Consider the following 19,397-nt stretch of genomic DNA (forward strand, 5'->3'; position numbering starts at 1 on the left):
CTAAATAAAATAAGCCCGAATCTTTTTCCGGGCTTTCTTATCCTATTGAATATTAGTTTTTATTGGCATTATCCTTGGCCCATTGTTTATATTCTTTATATTGATCATCGTCTAAAGTAGACTTAAGGATTCTGTCACGATACTCGGTCTGTTCATAGTTATTCATTGTATTATTGGGATTGTTCTTTCTCCAAGTATCCATATAGTCCTTTGATTCCTTTTCATAGCGTGCAATTTGCTCTTGGGTCATATTTAATGAAGAATACATGTCCTGAACATTTTTTTCTCTGCCTTCTAATCGGTTAGGATCTCGGTTGGATGTGGTGGTAGTGGGCTTTTCAATATTTGGTTTTCTAGTATTTGTGGACGTATTTACATCGGCGTTATAAATTGTTCCCGTAGTATCAGAAACTCCATCACTACTTGGCTGGTTTTTTACCGCAGTGCTTTGCTTTGAAGGACCACACGCAGTTAACAGTGCAAACACGGTGAGCGTAAAAAAGATTTTTAAATTTTTCATGGCATTCCTTATTTTAAAATTAGTTATCTAATTTAATACGATATTCAAGATGTTTTTAGCTCAATGAAGATAAAAATTAGTTCAAATGGGAATCTACATACCATCTCTAAGAATAATTATTTGGGCGTTTGAGCTTTGTTATAAATGAGACCTTCTGTTTTTCCAAAAGTTGGTGGGAATTTCAGCTTTCCAAGCTATAACATTATCTTCAACCTGCTTGATATATCAAGTGCATCCACTCCAGATCTTTTTTGGTTATCCTCTATGGAGCGCTTGGTGGCATCGACAGAGTAATGATGTTTATAATCTCAAGGTAATGGATTTTTCCACATCGTTGGCAGAATATTTTCCTAATCAACTTTTTGAAAGAGCTTTCCAACTTTAATGGAAAATAAAAATTCAGACTTCACCTTGGTCCTTAAAAAACTTGCCAAATCTTCTCTCGTCTAAGAAGCAGTGTCATAATATCGAATTCCAATTGCCAAGCTTTTTATAGGACTTTTTGTGCCTGATCGTAGTCTATGTTTTCAAAGTCCAGATTAATCGCGCAATGAGTGAAGCGTAAGTATATTATCTGAAGCCCTCCTATTGGTCTTATGAAATTGATCGAGTATTCTAGAAGTAAAATAGGTATGTGTATAGTGTTTTAAATATCCAGAAATATCATTAAAACTGTTAATTTGGGTATCAGAATCTATAAAACCAAAACCGGTATAAATTCCGTGATTTACTATCACAAATCCCATTTCAAATTTATGTCGACCTTTTAATTTTAAAATATAACTAGGTCTTTGACCTTCGAGGTAGGCCAGCGAAGCTTCCACTTTTTTATTATAGTCATTATTACTTTCCAAATCCTTGCAGATTCCCTCACAGAAAATTGAATCACTGCAAGAAGCTTTTGTTCTTTCAATACCTGCAAATTTTCTACAGAGTTTAAACTTTTGCTGTACTTCTATTAATTTTTTTATTACAGAATCTCTATTGTAATAAAACTCATTTTCACTATCCTTATAATTTTTCTGAAGTGGTCGCAATCGTAAAACTCCCTTCGAATCCATTTTTGAAGTGATAATAAAAGGTTTAAGAAGTTCCTTTTGCTGCGAATTATATTGGGGATGAAGGGAGCCAATATAATGCGATTCAAGCAAGAGTGCAATCAGCTCAGTACCCGTTTCCTCGTAATCAACCTCAAAGGTTTGAGAACACAATTTTGTTTCAAATGGTACAGAACTTGTAAAATGACTTCTAACCCTTTTTGAAATATTAATAGCTTTACCCACATAAATAATCTCTCCACTATTGTTTCTAAAAAAGTAAACTCCAGGGGAGTTAGGAAGTAGTTTTAAAGAGGATTCTAGAAAGGAATTTGCTGTATTAACTGGTGGCCTTTTAATATTTACCGTTTCTATTTCGGGTATAACTTCAAAAATTGCTTTCATCACTTCACATTTTTCCAATAAGGAGGAAGTTTCCATTGAAAGACCTAAACTGATTTGGGCAGTCTTTAAGGAAAAAGGAATCCTTCCAGATACAAGCTGCTTAAATAATTTCTCCAAGACATAACTGGCGTTCCCCACGGGATAACCAATTTCCTTAAATGCTTTTATAAATAACTTTTCTGAGAATTTATCCGAAAAAATGGTCTTTGTTTCTATAATCTTTTCAATTATCAAAGGTGCAATATCGCAGAATACATTAGCCGATTTGAGGGCTATGGAATCAATCTCTAAATAAGCTAAATCTCTTTTCGGGATTCTTGGAACAGGCTTTATATAATACGAAACTTTTGAATAAATCCCGCTTTCATCTGTATTAATAATGGCTATTTGAAGCATTCTGGCATTGGAAATATTGTTACTTGAAGCAAAAATTGAGATGTAGGAATATTTCACGTAAAAGAATTTTTTAATTACCTCATCAAAATTATGGAATATTTCCAAGTTTCAATAATAACCTTTATCTTTATTCAAAAAAAAATTGAGTTTGGAAGCATACAACGAAGAACAAAAAGAAGCGATAAACTTTAACGGAAAACACTTATTATTACTGGCGGGAGCGGGAACTGGAAAGACTAAAACAATTGTAGGGAGAGCGGCTTACCTCATTGAAAATGGAACACCGCCGGAAAAAATCCAAATCCTTACTTTTACAAAACGAGCTGCAAGTGAAATTGTGGAACGGGTAAAAGCTGGAATAAGCGGTCGAAATGCTCAAGCATTAAATGGTTCAACATTTCACAGTTGGTGCAATCAATTAATTACACTTTTTCCAAATCTCTTTGGAGCTTCAAATTATACAGTTATTGATTCGGACGACCAATTAGGTTTGATGAAGATGGCTTGCGGTAATGAAAAAGGTGTATATGGCAAATTGCGTATTAAACCACAGAAGATTTTGGATCTATTTTCCTTTGCTAGAAATACACGTACAAATTTGACAGAAGCAATTAGAATACAATTATACAAAGGTTTGGACGACGAAGAAACTAATGAGGAAATGGAAAAATTGCGCCCCATTTTGGAAGTAGTAATAAAGGAATTCCAAAAGCTTAAAATACAACAGAAGTATTTGGATTATGACGATCTGTTATTGGTGGTTGGCAATAGACTCAACAAAGACGAAAATGCTCGTAAAATACTTTCCAATGCCTACGATTATATTCTCGTGGACGAGATGCAGGATACCAATCCGCTGCAATGGTTTTTATTGGCGCCTTTTGAAAATATCTGCAAATTATTTTGTGTTGGCGATGATGCTCAATCTATCTACTCTTTTCGCGGTGCAGATTTTAAAAACGTACATTCATTTCAGGATCGCGTAACAAACTCAGAAATAAAAAAGCTAAACCAGAATTACCGTTCCACCCAAGAAATATTAGATCTTTCCAACTGGCTCTTGGAACAATCACCTATCATTTATAATAAAAAACTAAGCGCCCACCGAGGACCTGGTAAAAAACCCACAATCGTTAATGTCTCAAATCAGTTTGAAGAAGCAAATTATATTGCGGATAAAATATTAAAAGATTTTGGCGAAGGAGGTAAATCCTTTTCAGACTTTTTAATTCTCAGTCGCTCCCAGTATTATACTAAACCTTTACAGGCAGTTTTTCTTCAAAAGAAGATTCCTTATGAAACTTATGGAGGAAGAAAATTTTTAGAAGCAGCACATATAAAAGATGTTTTAGCTGTGCTTAGAGTGATCAATAATCCGATGGATCAAATAGCTTGGATGCGCTACTTAACTTTTGTACACGGAATAGGCGAAGTACGAGCAAGTAATTATTTACGCGAAATTCTTTCCGTAGAACCTGATCAGATTAATGGAGAATATTTAACATCTATCATTCCGGGTTTGGAAGGACAAACCATTAAAAAATATTATGATGCTGTAAGTGAAAACAAGCATAATGTAAAAGCTGCAGTAAAAAATCTTTATACTGAAATGGAGCTCGATCTAGCGCTTAAATATGCGAAGGATTGGCAAGAAAAGCGAAAAGGGGATTTTCCAGTTTTAGAAATGCTAGCTGAGCACTACTCTACCCTAGGCGAATTTATAACTGAAGGAATTTTGGACAACTCAACAGGTCTCGGAGGTAATCATCTTTTGGAAGGATCAAAAATACAAACCACGCAACACCAAGAACATGTAATTATTTCCACCGTTCATTCAGCGAAAGGATTGGAAGCGGATGTTTGTTTTGTAGTTAATGTTTCTCCGAAAACATATCCTTCCTCGTACAGTCTAGGAAATTCAGAAGAAATTGAGGAAGAGAGGCGGGTGTTATATGTAGCGCTAACAAGGGCAAAAAATGAATTGATTATAACTCGAACTACAGATTCATTGAATGCGTACAAGGCATCCGCAGACTCTCCATTTGGGAACGATGATGAAGATAGTGCATACTTTTTAGAAAACTTGCCAGAAGAATTAGTGACTCAGGAAAGTCCTGGAGGTTATTTTAAAAAGCCAGAAGATGCAAAAACCAAAAATACTATTGATTTAGATTTTGGATTTGATTTTAGTTAATCCATACAACATATATGAAATATAAATTGGGCCTTCAGTAAATATTTTAATTCTGAAAATGAGGATATTACTAAGAAAATATTTTTAGTAACAAAAAAATGGTTAAAATTCACTTTAAAAAACCTCAAATTAAATTCATGACATTCAAAAAAAAATAAAATTTAAATACTGGTGCGTAATTCGGTGCGTATTAAACACTGCCCGCTCCTCACCTACTGTAAATCCTAAGTTTTAAAAATTCTGGATAGTTCCTCTTTCTCCGCTAAAACCCTGTAAATCAATGATTTACAGGGTTTTTTATTTTTAAGTTTTTCCATTTTTAACCACTTCAAAGATAAAGCACAATTGGGATCAAGGGGTCAAGTCCAAAAGTTGTGAGATTTTAGCATTATGCAAAGATAGTTGCTATCCTAAACAGGAAAAAATCTACGTTTCTTACTCGTCAATCTCGTGCTTTGTTAAATCAAAATGGGTTACAAGTACTTCGGGAAGTAATAAATTGGCAATAGCTAATAGTGAATCTTAGGAAATCGAAATCCTTATTTCGAAGTTCTCTCATTTTTAATTACCCCATAAATTTTTGTGTTGAGCCGGTGCATCTCAAAATTAAACTTTGAAGAACAAAAATTTCTTTCTCTTTTTTTAGGACGCTATGCGGCTCGGTAAGTTTCTAAAGAACGTATGTGAAATATTAAATCAAGGGAAGTGGAAACAAATGCAGAAATATCAATTCCGAACGGGCGGACTGTGTTCATAATTTCAGAATGGAAGGGAGTGCCCTTCCCAGTCCCGAGGTTTCGGGGCTGGAAGGGCTAGCGAAATGGAAAGCGGAAATTGGGGACGGTATCCAAGACCTTTGCAGTGAAGCCCTTTTCCCGAAATGGAGTTTTTCACGGAATGTCCGGGGAAGTGCTGAACGGGATTTAAAAGTTGTTTTTTATACTCAGCAGAATTAATGCGGACTTAACTTCATAGATGAAGATGGAATGGAGTTTGACCGCTTCCCGATTTTCTCGAGAATGAGTGGTCTAGTGGAATGGAAATCGGAATCTTTGGAGTTGTGTCCAAGACCTTAGTAGAAAAGCTCCTTTCCCGGAATGAAGCTTTTCCTGCCGTCCGGCATGCGGGCGCGGAATGTAGAGGTGAGTGCTGAACGTAATATTATGACTATGCTTATGTTATTTGTCTTGTACTGGTAGGAGTCATTATTGAAAAGCTATATGTCTTGCTCATCAAACTGTTTTTAAATGGATTTTTGTTTTTTTGCAACTACAAAACACACATTTTCAAATAGTCTTCCTATTATATTTAGTCCCAAAACACCAGTAAAATCAATGCTTAACAATGTGGAGAAGATGGTTTTCGGGTGATGGCTAAATATATATTATATTTGATTTTTTCCAATTTAATTATTCTAAATTGTTGCCTACTATCTTATCCAAGTGAAAAAAGTTAATTACTTCTTCTAAGCGCATCCACGGTGCGTTTTTCCTCACTGAGTTGATCTCTACATTTATCTAATTCCTCCTTATATTCTGTAATGCGTTTTTCAACATCGGAATAAGACGAAACTTGCTCTTTCAATTTCTGGATCTCGGCGAAAGACCATATTATGTTATTGTACATATCATATCTATAGGTACTATCCTTTACGGGAATTTTTTCCTGAAGTTTGACTATTTGAGCGCTCAACATAGAATTCAAAAATGCTCGATTTTGACCTGGGATATCTAATGAATCAATCATTCCTCTAAGCCCTTTTAAATCTTCAGAAAAACCCTCTTGAAATTGGTTTTCCTTTTCAATTTGAGCGGCTTGGGTCCTCAAAACCTTATTTTCCTTAAATGGCATCGTTTTAAAGTCGAAGAATAACGCCACAACAATGAGGAGCACCGTTACTATAAACAATAGAAAAAATTTAAAAAAACTGCTTCTACGCGCTTTTCTGTTTTTTGCTTTCATAAAATTTGGGGTATCAATTAATCAAGTAAGAAGCTTCTTCTATTCTTAACTTCGTTTTTTGCTATTATTTCTTCTTTTACAAATATTTTGGAATCTGATTTCTTTCCTATATAATCCAATTCATTTAATTTCTTAAACAAGGACAACATCAATTTAGTAAATGCGGAAACTTTTGATAATGCTTTATTAATATCCGTATGTTGATACTCAAGTTCTATCATTTCAACTAACACATTTTCAAAGGCACCTTGGTTTACATCACACCAATCTGACAGATAATTGAGTAGTTCTTCTTTCCCTGTACCTACATAAACATCCATACTGTTTTTAATAACACGAGCCAACGCCATCAGTTTGGTTATCATGCATATGGGTGGATTGTATCTGTCTTGTAAACGAAACTGAGAAAGCTGACCTCCTAAATGTTGCACTACATTCTCCGTAATATACTTTACCATTACTGCAAGATCATTTGCCTGTTTTTTTTGAAATATTTTCTGAACTATTTGAAGGGAATAGCGTTCCATAGCATTCAAAAAAGTATCAATCTCGACATAGGTATATTTTAAATCCTCGTGGCTTTGAATGGACGTACAAGGAGGAATAAAGTCTTCTTCCAACTGTATTTTTCCGTCCTCGTTGACCACTTTGCCAATAGTAATATGATACATTCCGAATTCACTCCTATTGATATTTTCTGAAGGGATAATATCTAAGGTATATTCAGGGATAATAAAAGGGTGGCGAGGAGGTTCCTCGTTCTCGTCTGCGCTGCCAATTGGAATTCTATTAAAGGGATGTATAGTGAGCACAATGTAGCACTCACCATCATTATCGTCAAAAGTATATTCCCCTTTTATTACCTTATTAGCTGCGTTGAGCTGAGCACTCTCCTCTTTGGTAATATTAATAAGAAAACCGCCTTGCGTAACCGCTCTGCATCTATTTAAAGTGATATGAACCGTGTTTTGCCCATCCATGGATAACACCATATCCACTGCATCTTCAGTGGAAGGATCTGGCAATAGCCCAAAATTGACTGCTGAAATATCCTTCTGCAAAGATTCATGAAGCTGTTTAGTTGTTGCATTATCCTGACCGATAAAATGGGATTTATTAATTTTCATCCCGTCGATCCAGTTTATTCTATTGTGTTCTTTTGTTTGATTCTCCATATTTTAAAACCATCCTTTTGATACGTCTATTATAACATTAGTAATGCAGTTTGTCTCCTTGTCACGGACAATTTCTACATCTTTAACCGTAATTGTTCTACCTCTTATCTTTTGGCAGAAAACATCGAAGTCTTGCTTTTTCTTATTAACAACTACAGACATTTTCAGATTATTACACATATAAGGCGCAAAGATTTGGAAGTTCTCCTTTTTGTCTGCGACTTTCACAAGTTTAGCTCCAAATTCCTTTGGGCCAATATAAGGAGCTTTCTCAATTTTTTTCTCATCTTTATCGTCAACTCCAATATCAGGCGACATTTTTATATCAGAATCCAACTCATCGTTGCTTTTTACAAAACCAATGTCTTCTTTTTTCTTTGGTTGTGGCAAAACTTTTATCTTCTGTTTTCCTATGTGTTTAAGTTCTCCGTTAATAACCAAGGAAATTGTTTTTAAGCCGGACTCCTTGTAGGTATATTTTGCTTCCTTCTCATAAGAGTTGACGGTCGCGGTTTCACCAAAACGCCATTCCCAAGTATTTGCTCGCGGAGTGTTGTCTTCCACCTTTATTTCTTGGCCAACCATGGTTTGGGTAGGTATTTCAAAAATTGGAAGTTTAGTAGAGTCCAATACAAATTCTTTTTCTTCAATAGTTATCGTTTTAGTGACTTCACAGCCTTTATTGACGGTTAACCTAATGTCGTATTTACCAGGTTTTGAAAAAGTATGGTATGGATTGCGCTCGGTTCTTAGTTCAGTGCTATCATTAAAATCCCATTTCCACTTTTCGGCACCTTCGGTGTAATCGGTAAAGCGAATGAGTTCGCCAACTTTATATTTATTGCCGTGGATCTTAAAGTTTACGATACCACAATCTTCCTTTGTAACAAGCTTATAGGCAAATAGGGATCCGAAAGCTAAAAAGGTTATCATAAAAAATAGGAGAACCGTTTTGTCAAGATGATAGTTATAGGGTGTATTTGGTTTTTCCATGTGATTTGGTTTTTTCAAAAATTAAAGGTTGAATTTCCTGCACAGGTAAGGCCAAAAAGGGCGGAGGAATCATAAAAATACTAAAATGAAATATACGTTTAAAATATTTCTTATGGACAAAAATAATATACTCTAAAGATTAAAAGGTTAAATTTTCTTAAATTTTCTTAAAGACTCAATGAATCCTATGATTCTATGTTTTCATTTCAATAACATAAGGAAATACATTAACAGATTTCTTTTCAAGAATAGTAAGCAAATTGTTGTTGAGCAACTGCCATTCCTTTTCATTCAATTTGTTGTTTTTGTTTTTGTATAAAATGATTTTCATACACGGTAAAACGCCCTTATTGGTGGATATATCAGCAGTATATGCTTTTTCCACTTCAACTTTACTTATTTTATCGTTGTAAAGTGAGTGGCAAAGTGCCCCTACATCTTGTTTGGTTACAATCCTATCTCTTGAAAGCAAGGAGCTTCTATAATTATTGAGACGTTGTTCCATACTCAGACTGTCCTTACCATTAAAAGTGGTGGTTAAGAGTACAGCTCCTTTTTGTTTAAGGTCGGTTCCTTCATAATTGGCCAAAACTGTCCCAGCTTTTGTTTTATTGGCCAAGCTTCCATCAGTTGTCCAATACTCAATCATAAGAGTTTCTCTTTGCCTATATGGTTTTACAGAAATATAGACTGTTTCTCTAGTTTTTTCAGTAAGGTCTTCTGCTCTCTTTTCGAGCAGTAAAATAGTTTGATTTAGTTTATTGATATTGCTCTGGAGGAAATCACTCCCCAAGAAAGAAAATGATGCACTTTCCTCTTTCATAAGCTCCATCATATGGCTTATAAACTGTTTTGCATTTCGCGAATCCAGTTTTCCAGCTTGATCCTCTCGAATTACAAAAGTTCCTTTCTGATCTGCAGAAGTGCTGTTATGACGCATTTGATAGGTCCTACCATCAGTATTTTCAACAATCTTGATATCAGAAAACATATCGTTGGTCTGAATTGGAATTATATTAATAAAGTCCTTTAGCTGATATGAAAATGCATTCAGTTTTCTATTGAGAACCGGAAAAGCATTGAGTGTACAGAATACTTGCTCCAAGACCCCACTATCTATAATTCTTGGGAATTCCAGTTCCACCCAATTAAGATCTTTTATTTCTCCATATTTTTCAATATCGGCATCGCTGAGTAATCCTTTAGGTCCACTACCTTTCTTGGTTAAATAGGAAAGTGATTTTACGGAAATAAAATTTTTCTTGAAATATTGATTTGTTCTATCCTCAATGGTCTTTGTTTTATTGGTAACGGAACTGAAAAACGCCTCCATATTCATGCGTTCACTTTCGTTGTTATCAAAAAAACCTTCTATGATTGTCAATTTTTCACCATCTAAAGTAAAGATGGCATTTTTGAGATGGTGATAGAAAAGATCATTGAGGGATGGATCCTGAAGTTCAAAATAAAACGATACATCTTTTAGAGGAAGGTTCTCATAATTACTTCTTATTCCCAAATACAGTTTTGATGGCTCTGCGTGATTCGTTAAGGTTCCCTCTACTTTCTTTCCATTAATCGATTCCTGAGAAAACAGTTTATTGCCGCTTATTAGGTGCGTTACTTCAGCATCAATGAGCCGCATAGTACGAGCAGGTGATAAAAACAGGTTCTTCTGAAATGTGCCAGCCTCCTTTGATCTAACTTTTTTTAAAAAAACCAGTTGATTCTCTGGACGTAGCGTCATCACCTTTTCCACTGGTTCAGCAAAGGCAACAGCCTGTGCTGGATGGGCGCCATGGATAGCCTCTGGCGTCATAAGTTGAATGAGTCGCTCCGTAATACGGGTCTGAGAATTGTGTATTTCCCCTTCAATTTTTCCAATTTCAGAAGCACAGGCGCCAATGAGCAGCGATACCAACGGGTCAAAGGAGCTATCAATATCCTTGGGAGCAATCCCCCAAATAGAAGCCGCTTTCTGGATCATTCGGGTTTTTATATCTTCTTCGTTATTAGCGAACATTTAGGTAGGATTTTATGGGGTGAAATAAAAAAAATGGTTTTTACTAAGAAACCATTTTCTTCAAAAATAAGGTTTTTTATAATGAGGGCTGTCGCGCGTATTAAAAAAATCTAAAGAAATAATTTTATCACTTTTTGTTAATAATAAAAATCTTACTGGAATAGTCTTTTGACAATAAAAATCAACTGTTTTTCCAAGAAAATATCAAAACGAAATTGGCGCAATATAAAAGCTCTCCACATAAGAAAAAGATTCGTTGGTCTGTTTGATTTTTCCGGTAATGTATATATCAATACGTTTGCGAGCAATAGTTTGATTGCTTCTTATGGAAGATGTTTCCTGGGTTAATTTTATTTCCACATCAACCCCTCCAAGTCTTTTTTCATATTGATTTATACTGTCTTGAATAGAATCTGTAATGATCCCTCTTAGTCTATCATTACTGGTTAAATTGTCAAAGTCCACATCCCACAATGCGTTGCCAAAGGTTTCGTCAAAAGTGCATTCCCCAAAATAGGTGGTAGCCAGAAGATGAAGAAAAGCGCCAATGGAATCTTTTATTGAACATGTTTTATGTTCATTATTGCTAGTAAAAGCAATAGGCTTCAGGGGTAAAGTGTAGAATTTTTGCGCCATTGGATTAGAATATTTACATTTATTTTTAAGTGCAAATTAATCAATTATAACTTTCAATCAATGAGAATCTTTTAAAAAACCAAATTTGCATTCATATAGAACCTTTTTATATCTTTGTAAGAAAAATACCGGATTATGAAAGAGAGAACTTACCTACTACTTACTGTTTTTATGATGTCGCTTTTATTGGCTAGTTGTGGAACATCGAAAAACAAAGTTAAAGCTACAACCTCAGAGGTTAAAGTGGACTCGATTCCGCTCATGCCAAAAGAGCCAGAATTATTGCCAATCCAAATTAAGTATGCCGAAGTTTTGGGAGTAGCTCCTGAAGAAATTACAAACTTAAAACTTTATGAATTTGTAGATGGTTGGCTTGACACGCCTTACAGAATGGGTGGAGAAAATAAGAAAGGTATAGACTGCTCTGCCTTTGCCCAACATTGTTATGTAGACGTTTACGGCTATCTTTTGGAACGAACTTCAAGCAAAATGGACAAAGCGAAATCCACTGATAAGTTTCTTGGCCAGGAGTTTTTAAAAGAGGGGGATATACTTTTCTTTAAAAAACCAAATTCAAGAGATAAAACAATTACCCACGTGGGTATTTATCTTCAGAACAATATGTTTGTTAGTGCATCGGGTTATGAAGGTCCAGAAAAATATAGAGGCGTAAAAATAAGTGACCTTAAAGAAGATTGGTGGCAAGAACGTTTTATGTATGCCGGTAGAAAACCATTGGACATTTACTTGACAGAAGAACAGTAGTATGGTCAAAAAGGGACTTGAAGATATTCTCGAAGAATTAAAATCTGTCTATGCCGATATTCGGGCAGAAGCGCTTGTCTCGGAAATAACTGAGAATTCGCCTGCGGAAATTACAGATTTCACTGTTCAAAACCTCAGTACTTTTAAACGTCCCTATAGAAGAGATATATTAAATCTAAAAAACTCGCTTCTTAGTACCACGAATTACACCCTAAACCTTAACCTTACGCGCAACGGAATTTATGACAGTCTTCCTGAAGGTGTTTTCCATGATCCTTCAGATCCCGCCTTAAAAGGTATGTCCTACCAAAAAAAACGGGAAAGACAGAAGAATGAGGAAAAGGAAGCTCGTAAGTTTTTTCAGCCCATTGAAAATGAGGTTTTTAATCAATTTGTAACTATTGAGCAGGAAGAGCGCGCTTTAATCAATAGATTTTCTGATATTAAAAACAATTTCTTGTTACGGTTTTGGCAAATAGACCACACACTTCCAGCAGATTTTGTTATGAAGTTGATAAAACTCCTACCCTACGCACATAAAATTTCCGGAGACTTAGAGCTTACAGCCCTCTGCCTTGAACAAATCATTGGTGAAAAGGTGAAATTTATAAAAAGCATGGAGCCCTATTCACTTTATGTCCATAAGGGAGATTTAAAGGACAAATTGGGTGTAGACATGGTTTTGGGTGTGGAGGAATCAACCATACTATGTCCCCAAGTAGAAGTTTGTATTGGACCGATTAGCAAAAAAAATGTTAAACATTTTATAGAAGGCACCTCTTGGATGAGATTTATTACTACTTTTTACGAGTATTTCATTCCTATGGAAATGGAGGTAAAAACCAAAGTTGAAGCCCTTAGCGATGAAAATAATTTTATATTAAATGATGAAGAGCCCGCCATTATGGGTTTAACCACTGCCCTATGATACTATCAAGATTCTCAAACTTTAGTCCCGAAGTAATAAAAATGTCAATTATATTTTTAGTAATTGGTGTTCTTTTAATGGTTTTTATGAAGGGAATAAAAAAGCTGTTCTCTAAAAAGAGAAAGCAAGTTATTATTTATCTGCTGGTGATGGTCGCTCTTTTTGCCTTAACCGCCTTGATTAGTAACCCACATGTGTTAAACAATATCCCACTACATAATTTATTTGCATTCCAGTTTATATTCCTTCTTTTGGGGATTTTGCACGTTTACGTTAGTAGAGAACATTTCGAAGTGCTTTCTGAAAAAACTGGAAGTTTTTGGTCTGAGTTTATTTTCACAATTGCTATAGCTTGTATTTCGTTGATTGCTTTCTTCTTTATTACCAATATGTTTAAACCGGAATATAAGTTTGTATTCTTAGGAGCGGCCATATGGTTTCTAATCCCAATGTTGGTTATAAAAACATACGAATTTGCGATGACTATTCCATTGCCAATTTACAAGAAATGGTTTTATCCAATAGGTAAAAACATTAAAGATCCTAAAGATGATGAACTTATAAATCCGCAGGTAATTTCTTTTGAATTCCACAAAGATGATAAAACTGCCGAATTGAGCAATTTTAGGCTTAAAGCCCCTGAAAAAATGGAATTTGGTCGTCTCTTTTATTTTTTCATTAATGACTATAACGACCGTCATCCAGAAAACAAAATCGTTTATATAGACCCAAGCAATGAACCGAATGGTTGGATTTTTTATAAAAAACCGCGTTGGTACACCGTTATGAAATATATTGATTTTGCGCGTACCGTGGAAAGTAATGGCCTCCGTGAAGACAATGTTATTATATGCCAACGTGTTGAAGAGGAAAAAGTAAAAACTGAATAGTAAGGAAATAACTTTTAATCTTTTTTTAATAGAATATACAACAACATCACATTCAGTAACGCATCTTTCTTTTCCGTTTAAGTTTTAAGTAAACTTGGCCAAAATTTCAACTTTGTTTAATACCTTTAATCCGTATTACAAATTATATAGCATTATTGCAATTATTTAACTTAAAATAAAATAGATTATGTCTTTCAAAGCAAAATTACACTTAAACGGAAAAGAATATAACGTGCTTGAATGCAGTTACGAACTTTTTCAAGCAGTAGACGCGACGGGAAGACCTTCGTCCGTTACTCGTGGTGGAAGAATTAAAGTAACCATTGAATCTACTGAGGACACCAGTCTTGTAGAGTGGATGTTCAACAATTTTGAACGGCGTGATGGTTCCATCAAATTTCTTAAACGCGACAACGAAGCCACTGCAAAAGAACTAAAATTTACAGAAGGCTATATGGTAAAGTATATTGAAACTTTTGATAGTACAGATACCGAACCAATGAGTGAAGCTTTAGTGATTTCCGCCCGCATTATCACCATGGGAACTGGAGAGCACGTGAATAATTGGCCAAGATAACATATAGATTTTGATTAAGTTTCCAAAATAACTATAGGGATGCCACAGCATCCCTAATTTTTTGCCCTAATCATAACAAGTTATTCCCAAATAATTTCATTTTTTAAAAATATTTAATACTAACCCATAGTTATATTTAATTCATTCACGATTAGCATATTCGGCTTGTTGCATCAAAACAATAAACCCGTAATTATTTTTATTGTTCTTAAATAGGACGTGATTTTATCTCCAAAAGCCCTTTCAAGCATCCTTTATTGCAAAATTTATTTACAAGAAAGTATCTTCTAAAAAGCAAACTCTATCTTTAAACAGTCCTTTAATTGATTCTCATTTGCAAGTAAATTCTAATTAATAAAATTTTAACATTCTTTACAATGCCAGTTATAATGTATCGTTTGATAGCTATGACATTGAACGCTTTATCGATTTAAAAATTCTTTAACATTTAGATCTATTAACATTGTTATCTTTATAACATATTTAATATTTATTCGGCAATATTGCCATTAATTAACTTAAACGAATTATTATGTCATTTAAAGCAAAATTAAGTCTAAACGGAAAAGAGTACAACGTATTAAACTGTAGCTACGATCTTTTCCAAGAAACAGATGCAACCGGAAGACCTTCTTCTGTAACCCGTGGCGGTCGTATTAAACTGACCGTAGAATCTACTGAAGAAACCAGCCTAGCTGAGTGGATGTTCAACAACTTTGAGCGTAGAGACGGTTCCGTAAAATTCCTTAAGCGCGATAACGAGGCAACTGCCAAAGAGCTTAAGTTTACGGAAGGTTATATGGTAAAGTACGTGGAGAATTTTCACAGTACAGATAAAGAACCAATGAGCGAGTCGCTAGTGATCTCTGCCCGTTCCATTTCTATGGGTACTGGTGAGCACGTGAACGACTGGCCAATGTAATTATAAAATTGCATTACCCAATGCAATGATTTTATCTTGACAAAAGGGGTGCAATCGCATCCCTTTTTTTACACCTATACAAACCATTAAAATTTAAGAATATGTCTTTTCTTTCAACACTTATATTGGATGGTGAGGAGCTAAACTTATTGGACTGCTCCTTTACCTTTACCCAAGGCGTCGATTATACCGGCCGTCCAAGCGAAAAGCCCCGTGGCGGACAAATGCGTCTGCTTATAGAGGGCACCGCCAAAACTGACTTTCTGGAATGGATGATCCAGCCCAACCTTACAAAAAAAGGAACCATTACTTTTTATAGGCGCGATACCATGAGTGGTCTCAAAAAAATTGAGTTTATGGGAGCACACTGTATTGAATACACCGAAAGTTTTAACGCTGTGGACAACGAGCCTTTAAAGATTTTTTTACTTATTTCTGCGGAAGAAATTAAAGTGAAGGGGACTTCTTTTAAGAATAAATGGCCCAGTAAAATATAATTTCTTATGAGTAATTATAGTAGACAAACTAGCCGGATGGATATCTATTTAGAAGAAAACAGCAAAACCGTATTAGTTCGGCAGCGATGGAAATATACTTGGCTCAATAAAAAAGGAACAACTTCTTGGACCTATGTAGAAAAAAGGGATTTTCACAATAAAGCAGACAATTTAATATGGAATCAATGGGGAGGTCATTATAAATTGAAAGTGAAAGGGATTTCAGATTTCGCAAAAAGAAATGCAGCCTCTGAATTTATTTTAAATTTTGATATTCAATGGGAACTTTCAAAACCACATTGGCAAGTAAATGTCACTAAAATTCCTGTAGGTACTTTTAAACAGAGCAATGTAGTATGGGAGAAAAAAGAAATAAACTTGGATACAGAGGATACTGTATTAAATAAAAAATCTAAAGGTTATTTTCAATATCCGGTAAAACATGAATTTGGACACGCAATTGGAAACTCTATCCATGCATATTCCGGCAGCCACGGTGACGAATATAATTCTAAAAGCAGTTATTTTTATGACAATGCTAGTATAATGAATATAGGAAATACCTTACGCGAAAGACACATCGATTTTCTGCTCAAGGAATTAAATCTGATGTTTCCTCCGACAACTTTTATTTTTCATAAAATAAATTAAAAAATGAACTATTTATTAATCTTATTTGTGGCAGCTTCTCTTTTAAGTTCTTGTAAAGATGGAGAATTTAATAAAATCGATAAGACGGAAGGTATTTTAATAGACGCTTCAAATCAAAACATTATGATTGATACTATAAACAAAGAAAAATTATTAAAGCTGTCACTTGAAAAGGCTAAAAATGAATACGGTATTCCATTAAGCGAAAAAACCTATCTTCTGAATGAAGCAGTTCTCGATGAATTTAGAATAAATTTAAAGAATTTTTATACAGACGAACAATTTAAAAAACCTATTCCCATAAATGAAGTTACTTGGTTAAACAATTTAAAAAAAGATATTTTAGTAACCGTTTGGTACGAAAAAAGAGATAATGTATGGAAGCCGTTTGATATCTTAGAATACAATAAGAATGCAGAATTTTAAAGAATTTTTATTGATTTGAACGTTAATAATTAATATCGATTTGATACTTAATATAATTCTTGGGCAAACCATTAAAGTCAATTTTAAACACCATGATTCCCCAAGTTGGCTTTTCATTGTTGCTTAAATAATTTCGATATGAAAAGAATAACAAGATACATTAGTTTCAACCTATTAATATGTTCTGTAGTTTTTGTTTCTTGCAACGGAACCTCAAAAAAAAGTGAACGTACTATAACAAAAACAGACAGCTTAACCCAAAAGCAAGCTTGTATGGTAGATAGCTTAACGGTTGATTTTCTAGAAAAGGCTTCCTATAAAAAGGCTATAGCGGTATGCAGTATTACTATTATTGATAGAGAGTTTGCTCTAAAGGAAATTGTTGCTTTCGGCCTTCGCGCAAACTTGGGAAATATCTTTACAAAAGAAGAACTGGCTTCCAATATAAGCTTGAAGGAAGTAACTTGGGACGGTAAAGATGGGGACTATATAACTGTTTGGTATAGAAAGGATGAAGCATCCTGGAATCCAATTGATATCTTTAAATATGGAAAAGGAACTCGCTTCTAAAAAATAAAATAGTAAAAAGGCATTAAAATTTACAATAACCATGGCACTACAAAGCGAAATAGAAATATACATAGCCGGTAACCCGATCCCGGCCTTTCAGGAATTTACCTTACACCAATACCTTGGCACCCACCACAAATTTGAGTTGGTGTGTCGTATGGACGTTCTGGAAAAAATCACGGGAGGTGGCTTTGCGCAAGAAACCAAAAACTTTTTGGGAGAGTCCTTTTCCGCGCAGGTAATGTCCGTGGGGGCTTTTTCGGGTTATAAGGAACTCCAGTTTAAAGGTGTGGTAACCTCTGTAAACAGCCTCAAGGCATTTAATCATAAAGGCGGCGATATGGTGGTGATCGGTGGACACAGCGGCACTATAATTGCCGATGATGGGCCCCATTATGCTTCGTATAACGATGTTAGTTTACAGGAAATTATCAACCATACTTTTGCAGGATACGATCAATCCAAAATGGAAACGGTCATCGCACCAAAAAACAAGGCTCCCCTCCACTACTCTGTCCAGAACAACGAAAGTTCGTGGCAATATGCGGCCCGATTGGCGGCGCAATACAGTGAATGGTTTTATTATGATGGTAAAAAACTGATCTTCGGCAAGCCAGAAGATGGCGAGGCCACTCGCCTAATCTATGGTCAAGATCTGCAGGAATTTAGTATGGAGCTTAACCCGCAGCCCAACAACTTTAACTATTTTACCAATGATTATCTGGTAAACGATCAGCACCAAAAGAAAACCTCTGAGATTGCCAACGCCAGCGGATTTAACGGTTTTGCTAGTGAAAAAGCTTCAAAGATGTATGCCAAGGAAACCAATGTATTTATTAATGGTTATAGTGACCCTCAGTCCAAAAGCCGATTGGACAAACAAGTAGAACAACAGAAAAAAGCTGCCGATCAAAGACAGGTAATCTTAAAAGGAAGCAGTGACAATCCTGGTGTTGCCATCGGAAAAGTGATTAAGATTATAGGTGAAGACGAACATTATGGCAGTTACCGTATAACCTCCGTTACGCATATAGCCAACGAAAATGGCCGTTATCAAAACAATTTTCAGGCTGTAAGTGCAGATATGGATGTATATCCGCACACAAATTTTCAGGCTATCCCAAGAAGCGAGACCCAAACTGCAGTGGTTATGGAAAATGCCGATCCAGACGGAATGGGACGAATCAAAGTCCAGTTTGCTTGGCAGAAACGCTTTGGTGGTATCTCGCCTTGGTTACGTATTGTCTCTCCACACGCCGGTGGAGACAAAGGTTTTCACTTTATTCCGGAGAATGGTGAGGAAGTTTTAGTTGGTTTTGAAGGCGGAAATGCGGAACGGCCTTATGTTATGGGGAGTTTGTATAATGGCAACCATAGAGTTGAAGCTTTCAAAAGTGATTTAAATAATATTAAATCAATTAAAACGAGAAGTGGTCATACCATAACGTTTGATGATAACGCTGGAGCAGAAAGTATAACAATTATAGATAAGAACAGTAATTCAATTTTTATAGATACCGCTCAAAATAATATCACGCTTAATGCAAATGAAACTTTAACCTTAAACGCTAATAACATAAAAATTCGAGCTAACGAAAATATTGATATGGTAGCTGGAAAAGATTTTACAAAGAGTGTGGCTGAAAATTATAATGTCATGGCAAAAAACCAAAATGTCATTATAGAAAAAGAGCTAGTGATGGATTCTGAAAAACAAACATTAGTTGCTGATGAAATAGTCTTAAGCAGCAATAAAGAAAATTTAACGCTTACTTCTGGAAAAACCGTAGATGTACAAAGTAAAGAAAAGGTAAAACTCTTTTAAAGAAG

At 35.1% G+C, this 19,397-nt stretch carries 19 protein-coding genes; 12 read left to right on the plus strand and 7 right to left on the minus strand.

Annotation, left to right across the window (positions count from 1 at the left end; translation table 11 throughout):
* Positions 1 to 52: 52 nt before the first annotated feature.
* Both G440_RS0100505 and G440_RS0100510 read right to left on the minus strand, forming a co-directional pair.
* The gene (locus tag G440_RS0100505; protein WP_026449503.1) at positions 53 to 520 is read right to left on the minus strand and encodes a hypothetical protein; all 468 of its coding nucleotides are present in this window, start codon (positions 518 to 520) and stop codon (positions 53 to 55) included.
* Between the two features lie 539 nt (positions 521 to 1,059).
* Entirely contained in the window at positions 1,060 to 2,415 is a 1,356-nt protein-coding gene (locus tag G440_RS0100510; RefSeq protein WP_157417775.1) for a GIY-YIG nuclease family protein, read from the minus strand.
* A gap of 91 nt (positions 2,416 to 2,506) precedes the next feature.
* Between G440_RS0100510 and G440_RS0100515 the strand changes: the two genes are divergently transcribed.
* Positions 2,507 to 4,552: an ATP-dependent helicase gene (locus G440_RS0100515; protein ID WP_245574805.1), complete on the plus strand. Its 2,046-nt coding sequence runs from the start codon at positions 2,507 to 2,509 to the stop codon at positions 4,550 to 4,552.
* 764 nt (positions 4,553 to 5,316) lie between these two features.
* Positions 5,317 to 5,508 carry a hypothetical protein gene (locus tag G440_RS0100520; RefSeq protein ID WP_026449506.1) on the plus strand — a complete coding sequence of 64 codons (192 nt, stop codon included), beginning with the start codon at positions 5,317 to 5,319 and terminating at the stop codon, positions 5,506 to 5,508.
* Positions 5,509 to 6,004: 496 nt separating this feature from the next.
* Here G440_RS0100520 and tssO read toward each other — a convergent pair whose 3' ends face one another.
* From tssO to G440_RS0100550, 5 genes are all read right to left on the minus strand, one after another.
* A complete protein-coding gene (tssO, locus tag G440_RS0100525) occupies positions 6,005 to 6,514 on the minus strand; it encodes a type VI secretion system TssO (protein ID WP_026449507.1) in 510 nt (169 codons plus the stop codon).
* Positions 6,515 to 6,531: 17 nt separating this feature from the next.
* Positions 6,532 to 7,689, minus strand: coding sequence for a type VI secretion system baseplate subunit TssK (gene tssK, locus G440_RS0100530; protein WP_026449508.1), 1,158 nt, complete (start codon positions 7,687 to 7,689; stop codon positions 6,532 to 6,534).
* A gap of 3 nt (positions 7,690 to 7,692) precedes the next feature.
* Positions 7,693 to 8,682: a PKD domain-containing protein gene (locus G440_RS0100535; RefSeq protein WP_026449509.1), complete on the minus strand. Its 990-nt coding sequence runs from the start codon at positions 8,680 to 8,682 to the stop codon at positions 7,693 to 7,695.
* A gap of 193 nt (positions 8,683 to 8,875) precedes the next feature.
* Positions 8,876 to 10,705, minus strand: coding sequence for a type VI secretion system baseplate subunit TssF (locus G440_RS0100545; RefSeq protein ID WP_026449510.1), 1,830 nt, complete (start codon positions 10,703 to 10,705; stop codon positions 8,876 to 8,878).
* A 204-nt stretch (positions 10,706 to 10,909) separates the two neighbouring features.
* Entirely contained in the window at positions 10,910 to 11,341 is a 432-nt protein-coding gene (locus tag G440_RS0100550) for a GPW/gp25 family protein (RefSeq protein ID WP_026449511.1), read from the minus strand.
* 135 nt (positions 11,342 to 11,476) lie between these two features.
* Between G440_RS0100550 and G440_RS19155 the strand changes: the two genes are divergently transcribed.
* The 10 genes from G440_RS19155 to G440_RS0100600 all read left to right on the plus strand — a co-directional run bounded on the left by G440_RS19155 (position 11,477) and on the right by G440_RS0100600 (position 19,392).
* Positions 11,477 to 12,106, plus strand: coding sequence for a C40 family peptidase (locus tag G440_RS19155; protein WP_084426520.1), 630 nt, complete (start codon positions 11,477 to 11,479; stop codon positions 12,104 to 12,106).
* Position 12,107: 1 nt separating this feature from the next.
* Positions 12,108 to 13,034 carry a hypothetical protein gene (locus tag G440_RS0100560; protein WP_026449512.1) on the plus strand — a complete coding sequence of 309 codons (927 nt, stop codon included), beginning with the start codon at positions 12,108 to 12,110 and terminating at the stop codon, positions 13,032 to 13,034.
* Entirely contained in the window at positions 13,031 to 13,924 is an 894-nt protein-coding gene (locus tag G440_RS0100565; protein WP_026449513.1) for a TssN family type VI secretion system protein, read from the plus strand. The genes G440_RS0100560 and G440_RS0100565 overlap by 4 nt, the downstream gene beginning before the upstream one ends.
* Positions 13,925 to 14,111: 187 nt before the next feature.
* Positions 14,112 to 14,501 (plus strand): type VI secretion system tube protein TssD, encoded by a 390-nt coding sequence (gene tssD, locus G440_RS0100570; protein WP_026449514.1) that lies wholly within the window; start codon positions 14,112 to 14,114, stop codon positions 14,499 to 14,501.
* 532 nt (positions 14,502 to 15,033) lie between these two features.
* Positions 15,034 to 15,423: a type VI secretion system tube protein TssD gene (tssD, locus tag G440_RS0100575; RefSeq protein WP_026449515.1), complete on the plus strand. Its 390-nt coding sequence runs from the start codon at positions 15,034 to 15,036 to the stop codon at positions 15,421 to 15,423.
* Between the two features lie 101 nt (positions 15,424 to 15,524).
* Positions 15,525 to 15,920 carry a type VI secretion system tube protein TssD gene (gene tssD, locus G440_RS0100580; RefSeq protein WP_026449516.1) on the plus strand — a complete coding sequence of 132 codons (396 nt, stop codon included), beginning with the start codon at positions 15,525 to 15,527 and terminating at the stop codon, positions 15,918 to 15,920.
* A gap of 6 nt (positions 15,921 to 15,926) precedes the next feature.
* Positions 15,927 to 16,571 (plus strand): hypothetical protein, encoded by a 645-nt coding sequence (locus G440_RS0100585; protein WP_157417777.1) that lies wholly within the window; start codon positions 15,927 to 15,929, stop codon positions 16,569 to 16,571.
* A gap of 3 nt (positions 16,572 to 16,574) precedes the next feature.
* On the plus strand, positions 16,575 to 16,997 hold the full coding sequence (locus G440_RS0100590) for a hypothetical protein (protein WP_026449518.1): 423 nt from the start codon (positions 16,575 to 16,577) through the stop codon (positions 16,995 to 16,997).
* 138 nt (positions 16,998 to 17,135) lie between these two features.
* A complete protein-coding gene (locus G440_RS0100595) occupies positions 17,136 to 17,567 on the plus strand; it encodes a hypothetical protein (RefSeq protein WP_026449519.1) in 432 nt (143 codons plus the stop codon).
* A gap of 40 nt (positions 17,568 to 17,607) precedes the next feature.
* On the plus strand, positions 17,608 to 19,392 hold the full coding sequence (locus G440_RS0100600) for a type VI secretion system Vgr family protein (RefSeq protein ID WP_026449520.1): 1,785 nt from the start codon (positions 17,608 to 17,610) through the stop codon (positions 19,390 to 19,392).
* The last annotated feature ends 5 nt before the right edge of the window (positions 19,393 to 19,397 follow it).

It is taken from the genome of Aequorivita capsosiphonis DSM 23843 (assembly GCF_000429125.1).
GTDB classification, from domain to species: Bacteria; Bacteroidota; Bacteroidia; order Flavobacteriales; family Flavobacteriaceae; genus Aequorivita; species Aequorivita capsosiphonis.